Raw genomic sequence first — 12107 nt, 5'->3', positions numbered from 1 at the left:
CCGTTAGCACCACCGGGCTGTTGAAGCGAGCGTAGCCGCTCTTCGAAGACCTCGGCCGGTGTCCGCCAGCCGAGGATCTTGCGGGGCCGGTTGTTGATCGCCGTGGCGACGGCTTCGAGGTCCGTGGACGACCAGCGGGAGAGATCGGTGCCCTTCGGGAAGTACTGACGCAGCAGCCCGTTCGTGTTCTCGTTCGTCGGTCGTTGCCAGGGCGAGTACGGATCCGCGAAGAACACCTTCGCCCCGGTATCGAGAGCGGACTGGGCATGACCGGAAAATTCCTTCCCGCGGTCCCGGGTGAGGGTCTTGCGCAGCTGCCCGGGCAGCTGCGTCATCGCCACGATGAGTGCCGCGTTCATCGCGATCGCGCCGTAGCCCCCGAGCGAGGGGCCGTTCTTCACGGGCGGATTCTCGCCCCGGCCCTCGAGCCGGGGCAGGTGTACCAGGAGCGTGGAGCGGCTGCCGCGCTCGACCAGCGTGCCGATCATGGAGCGGCCCGTCCCGATGATCAGATTTCCTTCCCAGTATCCGGGGACCGCACGGTCCGCAGCCTCGGCGGGGCGTTCACTGAGGACGACCTCCGCGGTGACATGCCCCTGCGGCTTGTTCCGCGACCGTGCACGGGGAACCCGCAGCGCCCGACCGGTGCGCGGACACATGACCAGCTCCCGCTTGAGCGCGCCACGGCCTTCGATGAACAGCGCCTGGTAGATCGCTTCGTGGCTGATGCGCATGGACTCATCATCGGGGAAGTCGACACGCAGCCGGTGCGAGATCTGCTCCGGTCCCCACGCCATCGCCCAACGCCTGTCCTGCCGGTGCGGCTTGTTCAGCCCCTTTCACGCGGGCGTTTTGGGCCCGGTGACGGTCGTGCCGTCGGGGCGGCGGACGCTGCCGGCGAGCCGGTCCTGCACGTACTCACGCAACCTGTCATCACCTGCGAGTTTCGCGGTCTTCGGACACTTCGCAGCCTGCTGTCCTGTCCACCGCGCCACCAGAGCCCGGTAGAGCGGTTTGCCGCCCCGGGTCGCCGCGTTGCGGCGCAGCTCGCGTGAGATCGTGCCCGCGTCGCGGCCGATCCTGCGAGCGATCTCCCGCACGCCGGACTCCTGGGCGCGCAGCAGCGCGATCTCCTCACGCTCGGCGAACGACAGACAGCGGCCGGTGGGCCCATCCGGGCTGATCGGCGGCATCCCGCCAACGCGACGGAACCACCGGGTGGCGACCGGCCATGAAACGCCAACAGCCGCCGCGGCCTCCGCGGTCGTCACTCCCGACGCGATCCGCCGCCAGAAGTGACGCTGCACTGCACGAGAGGGCACCGGCCGACCCGGTGAACGCATCGGCGGTCGCATCGCCCGATCCACCGCCCATTGCCGTCTCGCCTCCGCAGGCGCCTCCAGTGCCTTCTGCATCTGGTCTCGCCCCATCGCACACCTCCATGATCAAGGTGTTGCGACGACCAGTTGAATCCGCCCTCGCCTGGCGCCATGCGTCAGCGCACCACGTCGATGACACGCGGGCCCGACGTGTCCCGAGTCGGATAGGCCGCGGGTCAGCGGTGGCTGTCGCCGTGCCATGCCGCCAGCCGTTTCACCTCGCGGATCACGGGTGTTGTCTCCACCGCTTGGATGTCCGGGAGGGAGCCGATGTGGTGGTTGAGGTAGAGGTAAAGCTCGGTGGCGTCGCGGCAGATGACGGTGGCGACCAGGTTCGAGGGGCCGGTGGTTGCCGCGACCAGGTCGGTCTGGGGATGGCCGGAGAGGACCTCGCCGACGGTCTGCAGCGCACCCGGCGCGACCCGTAGCCAGAGCATCGCGCGCTTGCGGTATCCCAGGCGGGCCGGAGGGAAGCCGACGTTGATGCGGACGGCGCCGGTGGCGCGCAGGTGGTCCAGGCGGCGGCGGATGCTGGACGGGGACAGGCCGGTGGCGGCAGCCAGTTCGGGAAGCGGGGCGCGGCCGTCGCGGGCGAGGGCCGCGATCAGAGCACGGTCGAGGGCGTCGAGTTCGACATGCGGGCGCGGTGGGGCCAGAGGGGCCAGGGGCGGGGGCGTCGTGAACGGGGTAGCGGGCCGCGGCTCGCCGTCCGGGGCGAGGACCGCGTGCTGCGCGGCGGTCAGCGCGCCCAGCTTGGTGTACCAGCGGGGCGGGTTGCCGCTGAAGGTACGCAGGAAGCAGTGGGCGTCGAAGGAGACGACGCGGGGGGTGCGGGGCAGTGCGCGCAGCAGGACCTCCTCGTCCTCCTCGGCACTGCCGGTGTGGATGGTGCAGTGCAGCTCGGTACCGCCGGAGGCTAGCGTGACGTGCCCCGTGTCCGGGCGGCGGGCGAGCGCGTCAGCCAGTGGGAGGGCGGCGTCCGGCGCGCAGCGCAGGCGCAGCAGCCACTGGGTGCGGCCCAGCCGTTCCGTGTCCGGTTCGCCCACGACCCGCAGGCCCGCCGCCCGCAACCGCCGGTACCGGCGCGCGACCGTGTGCTCGGAGACGTTCAGGACGGGCGCGATCCGGCGGAACTGCGCACGGCCGTCCAGCTGCAGCACGTGCAGGATGCCGCGATCCAGAGTGTCCGGAACGTATGGCTCCGCACCCGCCACCACCCCCGCGCCTGTGCCGGTATCTGCCACGATTGTTCTCCCATCTGCTGGTTCCTGCCGCCACCGCTGCCCTGGCTTCGCATCCGGCGCACCGCAAGCGATGGTACGACGCAGAAGGACCGGACCGGATCCCGGGGACGAGTTACCCGTGGCCGGCGATGCGACGAGACGAGACGAGGACAGCACTCATGGCGCAACAGGTGCGAGGCGTGGTGGCGCGGGCGAAGAACGAGCCCGTCGGCGTAGAGACGATCGTGATCCCCGACCCCGGCCCGGGTGAGGCCGTCGTGAGGATCCAGGCCTGCGGGGTCTGCCACACCGACCTTCATTACAAGCAGGGCGGCATCGGCGACGAGTTCCCCTACCTGCTCGGCCACGAGGCGGCGGGCGTTGTCGAGACGGTCGGCGAGGGCGTCACGGACGTCGCCCCCGGCGATTTCGTGATCCTGAACTGGCGTGCGGTGTGCGGCCAGTGCCGCGCCTGCCGTCGCGGCCGCCCCCAGTACTGCTTCGACACCCGCAACGCGAAGCAGAAGATGACGCTGACCGACGGGACCGAGCTGTCCCCGGCTCTCGGCATCGGCGCCTTCGCCGAAAAGACACTGGTCGCCGCCGGCCAGTGCACCAAGGTGGACCCGGAGGCTTCCCCGGCCGTCGCCGGCCTGCTCGGCTGCGGTGTGATGGCGGGTATCGGCGCCGCGATCAACACCGGTCAGGTCTCGCGCGGCGACTCGGTGGCCGTCATCGGTTGCGGCGGCGTCGGCGCCGCGGCGATCGCAGGCGCGCGTCTTGCCGGCGCCGCGAAGATCATTGCCGTCGACCTCGACGATCGTAAGCTCGAGCTGGCCCGCACCCTCGGCGCCACCGACACTGTCAACTCCAAGAACACCGACCCCGTCGCGGCAATCCGCGCCCTGACCGACGGAAACGGTGCCGATGTCGTCATCGAGGCGGTCGGCCGCCCGGATACCTACCAACAGGCCTTCTACGCCCGCGACCTCGCCGGAACCGTCGTCCTCGTTGGCGTCCCCACCCCTGACATGGAGCTCACTCTCCCGCTCCTGGACATTTTCGGCCGCGGCGGCGCCCTGAAGTCCTCGTGGTACGGCGACTGCCTCCCGTCCCGCGACTTCCCGATGCTCATCGACCTCTACCGCCAGGGCCGCCTCGACCTGGACGCCTTTGTCACCGGGACGGTAGGCCTCCAGGACGTGGAAATGGCGTTCGAGCGGATGCATGGCGGCGACGTCCTGCGCTCGGTGGTGGTCCTGTGAGCACCGGCACCGGGACGGGCGTACGGATCGACCACACCGTCACCACCGGCGAGTTCAAGCTCGACGGTGGGGTGTGGGAGGTCGAGAACAATGTGTGGCTGGTCGGCGACGATACGGAGGTCGTTGTCATCGACGCACCGCACGACGTCGACGCCATCGAGACATTGATCGCCGGGCGCACCGTGCGCGCGATCATCTGCACGCATGCACACAGTGACCATGTCGACGCGGCCCCCGAACTCTCCCGCCGCTCCGGCGCCCCCGTTCTGCTCCACCCCGAGGACCTGCCGGTCTGGGCGCTCACCCACCCGACGCGCCGACCGGACGGCGAGCTGCACGACGGCCGTCGCATCCAGGTCGCGGGCATCGACCTCGAGATCCTGCACACCCCGGGCCACGCACCGGGCGCCGTCTGCCTCTACGCGCCCGCGCTGGGTACCGTGTTCACCGGCGACACTCTTTTCCAGGGTGGCCCCGGCGCGACCGGCCGCTCATTCTCCGACCACCCGACCATCATCGACTCGATCCGCCGCCGGCTGCTGACACTGCCCCCGGAAACCGTCGTCCGCACCGGCCACGGGCCGAATACGACGATCGCCCAGGAAGCCCCCGGCATCGACCGGGCCCCACGCGGAGAGTAGAGCCCGGAGCTCACAGCAATCGGCGGCCCGAGCGCAAGGGCCCGAGGCAGGTTGGGAGGTGTGAGTAGCACGCCGATCGTCGTGCACCGGCCCTTCGTCTCGGGCGGCCGGAGAGTCACTGTGCACAGCGCCAGCCGGGGCGAGATTTTCGGCATCCCTATAGCGACCACTACCTGGTCGTGTTCCTGGAAGGCGCCGGTATCGGCGAACCGGGGCCGTCCTGGCGATGCCAGCGGGTTGAGGCGGGTGGCCAAACCCAGGGAGTCACCGTGGTTCGATGTCCGAGCGTTCGCAGCGGCCGGGGCAGGAATGGCCCTGCCCCGGCCGTAGTGGTTCGTCCCCGGGGTCGCGGTAGCGCGTGCAGCGGGGCACTCAGAGTTGCGTGAGCGGGATGGTCTGGGCCATGCGGTGGTAGCCGGCGTTGTTGGGGTGGACGCGGTCGCCGATGTCGTAGGCCGGGCGCAGGGTGTTGGGCCTGTTGTTGTTGATCAGGCGTTCGGTGAGCTGGTCGGGGTAGGGAGTTATACCGAACGTTTTACAGTCCCGGCCTGGTCTGGGTCTTCTCCACATTACGTAGCGTGCAGCGCGTCCAGGATCTCGGTCATCACCGAGTGGGTCGAGGCGCCGTTCAGTAGTTTCCGGAGTTCCTCGATGCCGTGTTGTCGTTGCGATGGGGTGAGCGTGAGGTACTGCTCGATGCGTTCGTTGAATGTCTTCCGGTACTTCGCGTAAAGCTCCTGGCTCTCCCGGATACGGCCGGCCAGCTCGACCAGGGCGGCGGTCCCGGCGAAATCGTCCTCCGGCAGCGGGTGACACGGAACCACGTCTGTGAACCGGCCTCCGGAGCGGCCGAACAACGTGCCGTCCAGTGCGCGCATGGTGAAGACATGGGCGTAGTGCTGCTCGTGGATCGCCAGGGGCAGCCGCCCCAGGGTCATCGATTCGTGGAGGGCTGTGAGCCCGGGTGCCATCAGGTAGTCCGCAGTGGTCGCCGCCACCTGGAGCAATTCGCGCTGGCACAGGAGACGGTAGTCGACCTGACTGCCCGCAGCCCGGATGGTCTGTTCCCGGCCCTCACCGAACGGGCCGCCGCAGACGAGTACGCGACGGAATCGGGGCCAGTCACGCAGCAGATCCGGAATCCACCGGCGGAGCAGGCATACGTAGTCGTTGTTGACGTCGAAGTCCAGGAGGAAGTTCTTGAACCCGCCGATATTGATCAACAGGTCGTATTCCGGCTCGGCGGTGCACACGACATCCCGCAGGCCTTCGACGTCGACGATCGAGCCGGTCACATGTATTCGAGGCCCCTCCCCCAGGGCGGCGAAGCCGGCTGCGCGCTCGGTGACGCCGGGGAAGTTCTGCACGACACTGTGTGTGGCGAGCAGGTGAGCCGCGACAATCCGCTCGTGCGGGGAAAGGCCTGACAGGTGCTGGTCGGCGGCCGCGAAGCGAGAACGTGGCATGGCTGTGCACAAGTCACGGATCTCGGTCAGCGGTTGCGTCAGCTGCCAGAAACTGAACAGGCTGTCCACCATGGTCACGGTCCGCCGCGCCACCACGGACCGGAGCACCAACTCAGCGTCCATGGCCGAGACCACATGGTCGCTGCTCCGCAGCAGGTCGTCGATCATTGCGGACCTGGCGTTCTCCGACAGCCCGCTGGTGTCGTACGTGGCGTCGAAGGCGTCGGGGTTGCGCCGGGCAAAGACAGCGGCGACGCCGTCCCCGACAAACACCCGCTCGTGCTCATGGAGCGGCCGGGAGACCGCGACGAGTTCGGAGACCGGGCCGAATCCGCAGTTCTGCGCCCCCATTACGATCCGCACGTCACTGCCCTCCGCCGGTGCTTCCCCGCCGGGCGTCGACCGCATCGACCGCGGGGGTGAGCACCTCGACGAGCCGTTCGGCGAAGTCGGCGGGGTACCTCGCGTAGCCGACGTGCCCGCCTGGGAACAGTTCCACCTCACGTCCGAGCCGACCGGCGAGGGCGAGCGTCGGGCGGTGCACGAGGTCCTCGCGTGAGGCATGGCCACCGGCCCACACCACTTTGTCCGCCACTTCCTCCAGCGCGGTGAGGTCGAGTACGAAGTGCGCGAGCTGCCGGAGGAAGTGGGTCAGGAAGAAGTCGGTGTTGTTGTGCACTTCGGGGAGGGCCGGAGCGGGCCGGCCGCCATGGAAGGCCTGCAGTTTGGTGAGGGCCGGCGCCATGCCCTCACGGAGATATGTCCCGCAGATGTCGTCCAGGAGTGCCAAGTGCTGCTCGGCGTCCGGAAGGATGCTCAGAACAGGCGGCTCGTGGGCGACGACCAGCCGGACACTGTCCGGGTGGCGAATGGTGAGTTCCAGCGCAGTGAGCCCGCCCGAGCAGCTCCCGAAGACGTATACGGGTTCGTCCGGGTCGGCGAGGTGCTCGATCAGGTGGTAGGCGTCGTCGGCGTGCTCCTCGACCCTCTGGTCCACCGGAGGGCCGTTGAGCACGCTGCGTGAGTTCCCGCGCGGATCGTAGGTGACGGCACAGTGGCTCCCAGCCATGACGTCGGCCAGACGTTTGAACACCGCCGCGTCGGAGTTTCCTCCTCCGACGAGGAGCAGAAAAGGCCCTTCACCCCGTACCTCGAAGTAGATCTTGGCGCCCGGTACCGCGAGCGTCCCGCTGTTCAATGGGCTCATCACGCTCCAGAAGCTCAACCGGTGTGATGTCACAGCGTCGCACGGAGAATACGGACAGTGCGGGGCGTGCGGGAGTGCGGCTGCTGACTTCGCGGGTGCACCGTGGCTGCATGCGCTTCCCACTGCTCCCGTGCGCCGGTCTCACGGCCAGAAGCACTGGGCATACCAGTCGCATTGGTCAGCTCTTGGCACGTGATCTCAGGCAAGGAGGCCCGGTTGACGGGCATCGAAGAAGTGCGAAAGATCCTTCGTGACTTGGGAATCGAAGAAGAGCTGCTGCGCCAGGATTCACAGCTGCGCACGCACCTCGGGCTCGATTCCGTCGACCTCACGCAGGTCCAGCCGGCCCTGACCGAACGCTTCGACACCCGCATCGATCTCTGGGCAGAGCACGACTTCACCGTGCGGCAACTCGCCGACGTCATCGGCGACCGTCGGCCCGGCGCGGGGGCCTGCGGAGAGTAACGGGACCGCGGCTGGTGGCGTCCGGAGTTCCTGGACGACATCGGGCTGAGCACCCACGTGCACGCGGGCACCGGGCGGCACCGGTCGACGCCGAGCACTCTTTCACCGGAGCCGGCCTCGAAGCGGCGGTGTCCGGCTGCGCCGCCCGGCTGGTGCACACGGGTATCCGGCCCGGCAACACCGTACTCGTGCAACTGTCCAACCAGACCCGGATCCTGATCCTCACACTCGCGCTCGTCAGGCTCGGTGCGCGCCCGGTCCTCGCCCTTCCCGCCCTGCGCGAGCACGAACTCGAGACGGTGATCACCGCCTTGGCGCCGACCGTGCTGGCCGTACCGGTCCGGCATCAGCGCTTCGACCACCTGCGGCTCGCCGAGAAGCTCCGCGAACGGCACCCGTCGGTACGTCTCCTGCTCGTCTCGGATGCTGGCGACCGGACCGTCGGCCATGTGGACATCGACCGTTTCATCGAGGCCGGCCACCCGCCTCCCGCCCATCCGGGCCGGCTCCCCTCGGACACCGCCCTCTTCCTGCTGTCGAGCGGAACCACGGGCGTCCCAAAGCCATCGCTCGAACCCATGAGGCGATCGGCCACACGACCCGCTGCGCGGCAGCGGTCTCGGGACTGACACCCCAATCCGTGTTCCTCGCCGTCCTGCAGGTGTCACACCGTTTCACCTTCGCCTCTTCAGGAGTACTCGGCACGCTCGCCTGCGGCGGAAAGGTCGTACTCTCCGCCCCGAACGACGCGGCCGCCGCCATGTCGCTGATCGAGCGAGAACGCGTCACTCACTGCGCGCTCACCCCCGCGCTCGCACGGCAGTGGCTCCTCGCCCGCGCCGCCTCCAGCGGCCCTGACCTGTCGAGCCTGCAAGTCCTGCAGGTCGGTGGGGCCCGCCTGGACGAATCAACGGCCGTCCAACTGAACCGTGCCTTCGACTGCCGAATCCAGCAGGTGTACGGCGTGAGTGAGAAACTTCTGAACTTCACCCGGCTCGACGATCCGCCCGAGGTGGCATTCACCACGCAGGAACGTCCCCCCTCGCCCGGTGACGAGATCCTCGTGGTGGACGGTGCAGGCCGGCCCGTGGCCGACGACGAGATGGGCGAACTCCTCGCCAGGGGGCCGGGTGTCATTACCGAGTACCACGGTGGCGCGGCAGCCACGTCCTTCACCCCCGACGGCCACTACCGCACCGGCGACCTCGTCCGTCGCCACGAGTCCGGGAACCTTGTGGTCGCCGGGCGCGTCAAGGACGTGATCAACCGGGGCGGAGAGAAGATCCCGGCGGACGAACTGGAGGCACTGGTACTGGAACACCCCGGTGTGCGGCCGCCGCAGCCGTCGCTACGCCCCATCGTGTACTGGGTGAGGCCGTGTGCCTGTACGTCGTGGGCCGTGACGAGGGAGCACCGCCCCTGCCGGAACTCCGGAGGTATCTGGAGGACAGCGGACCGGCCCGGTTCAAGCTGCCCGAACGGCTCGCCGAGGTTCCGGCGCTCCCCCTGACCGCCGTCGGCAAGACGGACAAGGTACGGCTGCGCCAGGACATCGTGCCCCGGCTCGAGACCGCCGGCTGACGTGGCCGATCCGGTGCCATTACTGAGGACACAAGACAGTAGAAGCTTCGCCTCTGCCTGGTGGCGGGGTGCCCCCGGTGTAGGGGACGGCGCGTTGAGGCTCTGTGCGGGCGCGCCCGCCCCTGATCCGCCGTTGACCGCGCTGATCAGGCGTGGGGGCCGCGTCCAGGCAGACAAAGAACTCTGCGAAATGCACGGCCGTTGGGCCAGTCTCCCACTGCACGGGGCAGCGGGGATCGAAGCCGTGGCGGCGAGCGAAGGCCGGCCACCTCGGATCGTCGTGCTTGCCCTCGGTCACGGGGCAACTCGTAGGCGCGTACTGCTCCTACGTCAGCAACACCCGCTCGGTCCGGCACCAGCAGCCAAACAGCATCTCAGAGGTCGTTTTCTCCCAGTGTTTTATTCAGGAATCTGGTGTTTGGTCTGCGGTGCCGGATCGCGCCGGGAGATGGTGTTCTCGCTGGTGAGGCGGCGGGCCATGAGACCGGTCATCGCGAGGTGAATCATGGCTTCCGAGCGGGTGGGCAGGGTTTGGTAGTCGCGGGCCAGGCGACGGTGGAGCATGAGCCAGCCGTAGGTCCGCTCGACAGCCCAATATTTCGGGATCAGGGTGAAACCCCTGGTCCCAGGGGTGCGGGCGCTGATCTCCATGTCGATGCCGAGGGTCGCGGCATGTTCGACGAGGTGCTGGCGGCAGCCTCCGTCGACCCACACCCTGCGGATGCCGGGGTGGTCGGCGGCGATCTGATCGAGCAGTGTGGTGCCGACGGCGGAGTCCTGCACGCTCGCCGCGGTGACCAGTACGGCGAGCAGGAGTCCGAGCGTGTCGGTGACAATGCTCCGCTTGCGTCCCACGATCCTCTTCCCCACGTCGATGCCCTGGCCTGCGGCGGGGACGCTGGTGGAGGTCTTCACGCTCTGGGCGTCGATCACGCACGCAGAAGGCTTGCCCTTCCGTCCTTCCTTCTCGCGCAGCAATCGCCTGAGCAGGCCGCCCGGCTGGGCGAACACGCCCTCGTCGGCCCATTTGGCGAAGTAGCCGTAGACCGTGTTCCAGTGCGGGAAGTCGTGTGGGAGACAGCGCCACTGGACCCCGGTGCGGTCCACGTACAAGATCGCGTCCATGATGTCGCGCAGGTCGTGCTCGGGCGGGCGGCCGAAGCCCAGGGCCCTGCCGCGGCGTTCGAAGCGCCAGGCAGCAGGGACCGGCTCGATCAACTCCGAGCGGGCATCGGACAGATCACTCGGATACGGGCGTCGTGTCGGCATGCTTCCGGAGTACCGCCGCGAACCGAATGCGCCCAGGCGCGCGGCAGCGGCAATGGAGGCACACACGGCCACGAAGAACGGGCATCCCGGGACGAGACAGGATTACGCCGTCTTCCGTCCCATCCGCAACCTCGCCTACCCCCAGACGTCGACGATCTCCACGGCCATACCTGCACCAGCGCCCGGCACCTCAGGAACCGACCGGTACAAGGGCGATGCAGGTGAAAACGACCTCTCAGGTGCGGGGCTCCAGCACCTCCAAGGCGCCGGTCTCGGTGTCGTAGCTGCGCAAGGTTGTGAGCCGGATCGACAGCGGCGGTGCGGGGAGTAGTTCAGGGACCCGCCGGCCGGCGAAAGCTCCGGCCCGCCGGGTCCGGCCGAGAGTGATGTGCGGACTCCAGCGCTCGGGTGCGTGGAAGGGGTTGAGGTGTTCGAGTGGACTGTCCGAGGCCACCGCCTCCCACACCCGGCGGTGCAAGTTGGCCAGCGCGAGGTCGAGGTCCAATGCCCAGGCCAGCACCGAGGTGGGCCGCTCGAAGCACACCACGCCGGTGCACCGCACCGGCAGCGGCAGGGCCGCGGCCACCTCGGCGAGCTCCCAGCGGATCGGGGCGGTCAGCTCCCGGCAGGCGGCCAGGGTGAGGTGCGGGCTGTTGGTCGGTGAACGGTGGCGCGCCTGACTGGGCAGCCCCGCGTCCGCCAGCCGCCGCCAGGCCTCCCGGACCGCCAGGTCCGCCGCCTCGTCCAACAGGAGCTCGACTGTGCGCACCGCCACAGCCTACCCACGATCGCCCGTGGTTTTGCCGTCGGCGAGCTACGGCACGGCTCGAGGGCGGCCGGGTGGCGGCGGAGTGGCGGACGTACAGGATGTTCACTGATGAACAGCGGGACTGCCCGACCGGCGCGGCACGGTGGCTGGGGCGGCCGGGCGCGGCTACGTGCGCGGCGGCGGGCTCAGGGCGCGCGATACGACGCGGCGAGGTGCGGCCGCAGGCCATTGAGTCCGCCGCGTCGTGTCGCGGGCAGGACTTCTCCACGGCCTGGTCGCAGCCCGAGCCGGGCCGCGACCAGGCCGGCAGCAGACCGCGGTACGGGCCCGAGGCGGCCGAGAGGGCGCGGCTCGACGTCGCCCGTACGCTCGCCAGGCCGAGGCGCTGCAGGCCAGGGTGGGACAGGCCACCGTTGCCGACAATCTCCAAGAGGTCGTTCTCGCCCTGCTGGACTCCCTTCCTCCCGCCGTGGTGGGACTGGCGATGACCCGCCCGGCAGCCGCGCAGCACACCCGCGAAGGTTTCCAGTCCGGCGCGCCCGCGTTCGACGCCATCCAGCACGTCTTCACCGCCTACCTGCAGGCGGAGCAGCGCGACGGCCGGCTGCCCGCACGCGCCGACGCCGCCACCATCGCGCTCGCGCTCATCGGCACAACCCACCACCTGCTGATGGCCCGCAGTCCCCGACCGGACGAGGACACGAAGGCGACCACAGCGCGGCTGCTGGCCGTACTCCTCAGTGGTTGAGCAGCCGCCGATGCCCCCGACACCGGTACTCCCTGTCCATACTGGGCCCCGTAGTGGCCTGCAGGACGGTCCCCGCCGGGTTCACTCCGGCAGC

The 12107-nt window shown here is 69.2% G+C and carries 10 protein-coding genes and 2 pseudogenes; 6 read left to right on the top strand and 6 right to left on the bottom strand.

Annotation, left to right across the window (positions count from 1 at the left end):
* Nucleotides 1-17: 17 nt before the first annotated feature.
* Nucleotides 18-1193 (bottom strand): annotated as a pseudogene (locus tag BN1555_RS33930) (IS30 family transposase); the annotation flags it as partial.
* 362 nt (nucleotides 1194-1555) lie between these two features.
* Entirely contained in the window at nucleotides 1556-2593 is a 1038-nt protein-coding gene (locus tag BN1555_RS33925) for an Lrp/AsnC family transcriptional regulator (protein ID WP_093803852.1), read from the bottom strand.
* A 188-nt stretch (nucleotides 2594-2781) separates the two neighbouring features.
* Here BN1555_RS33925 and BN1555_RS33920 point away from each other — a divergent pair, with 188 nt between their 5' ends.
* Together BN1555_RS33920 and BN1555_RS33915 are read left to right on the top strand one after the other, a co-directional pair.
* The gene (locus BN1555_RS33920) at nucleotides 2782-3867 is read left to right on the top strand and encodes an S-(hydroxymethyl)mycothiol dehydrogenase (RefSeq protein WP_093802968.1); all 1086 of its coding nucleotides are present in this window, start codon (nucleotides 2782-2784) and stop codon (nucleotides 3865-3867) included.
* Nucleotides 3864-4508, top strand: a complete 645-nt coding sequence (locus BN1555_RS33915; protein WP_093802967.1) for an MBL fold metallo-hydrolase — start codon at nucleotides 3864-3866, stop codon at nucleotides 4506-4508. The genes BN1555_RS33920 and BN1555_RS33915 overlap by 4 nt, the downstream gene beginning before the upstream one ends.
* Nucleotides 4509-5077: 569 nt before the next feature.
* Here BN1555_RS33915 and BN1555_RS33905 read toward each other — a convergent pair.
* Nucleotides 5078-6325 carry a hypothetical protein gene (locus tag BN1555_RS33905; protein ID WP_255306321.1) on the bottom strand — a complete coding sequence of 416 codons (1248 nt, stop codon included), beginning with the start codon at nucleotides 6323-6325 and terminating at the stop codon, nucleotides 5078-5080.
* 13 nt (nucleotides 6326-6338) lie between these two features.
* Nucleotides 6339-7181 carry an alpha/beta fold hydrolase gene (locus BN1555_RS33900; protein ID WP_176710232.1) on the bottom strand — a complete coding sequence of 281 codons (843 nt, stop codon included), beginning with the start codon at nucleotides 7179-7181 and terminating at the stop codon, nucleotides 6339-6341.
* Between the two features lie 216 nt (nucleotides 7182-7397).
* Here BN1555_RS33900 and BN1555_RS40980 point away from each other — a divergent pair, with 216 nt between their 5' ends.
* The 3 genes and pseudogenes from BN1555_RS40980 to BN1555_RS40965 all read left to right on the top strand — a co-directional run bounded on the left by BN1555_RS40980 (nucleotide 7398) and on the right by BN1555_RS40965 (nucleotide 9227).
* Nucleotides 7398-7646 (top strand): acyl carrier protein, encoded by a 249-nt coding sequence (locus tag BN1555_RS40980; RefSeq protein WP_255306320.1) that lies wholly within the window; start codon nucleotides 7398-7400, stop codon nucleotides 7644-7646.
* A gap of 14 nt (nucleotides 7647-7660) precedes the next feature.
* Nucleotides 7661-8736 (top strand): annotated as a pseudogene (locus tag BN1555_RS41775) (AMP-binding protein); the annotation flags it as partial.
* 287 nt (nucleotides 8737-9023) lie between these two features.
* On the top strand, nucleotides 9024-9227 hold the full coding sequence (locus BN1555_RS40965; RefSeq protein WP_255306318.1) for a hypothetical protein: 204 nt from the start codon (nucleotides 9024-9026) through the stop codon (nucleotides 9225-9227).
* 399 nt (nucleotides 9228-9626) lie between these two features.
* Here BN1555_RS40965 and BN1555_RS33885 read toward each other — a convergent pair whose 3' ends face one another.
* Nucleotides 9627-10496, bottom strand: a complete 870-nt coding sequence (locus tag BN1555_RS33885; protein ID WP_093802962.1) for an IS5 family transposase — start codon at nucleotides 10494-10496, stop codon at nucleotides 9627-9629.
* A 235-nt stretch (nucleotides 10497-10731) separates the two neighbouring features.
* A complete protein-coding gene (locus BN1555_RS33880; RefSeq protein WP_093803849.1) occupies nucleotides 10732-11265 on the bottom strand; it encodes a 2'-5' RNA ligase family protein in 534 nt (177 codons plus the stop codon).
* A gap of 397 nt (nucleotides 11266-11662) precedes the next feature.
* Here BN1555_RS33880 and BN1555_RS33875 point away from each other — a divergent pair, with 397 nt between their 5' ends.
* Nucleotides 11663-12013 (top strand): hypothetical protein, encoded by a 351-nt coding sequence (locus tag BN1555_RS33875; RefSeq protein ID WP_093802961.1) that lies wholly within the window; start codon nucleotides 11663-11665, stop codon nucleotides 12011-12013.
* The last annotated feature ends 94 nt before the right edge of the window (nucleotides 12014-12107 follow it).

Origin of the sequence: Streptomyces sp. Wb2n-11 (genome assembly GCF_001049855.1) — a bacterium.
Taxonomy (GTDB): Bacteria; Actinomycetota; Actinomycetes; order Streptomycetales; family Streptomycetaceae; genus Streptomyces; species Streptomyces altiplanensis.
This window is presented reverse-complemented; position numbering and strand designations above follow the sequence as displayed.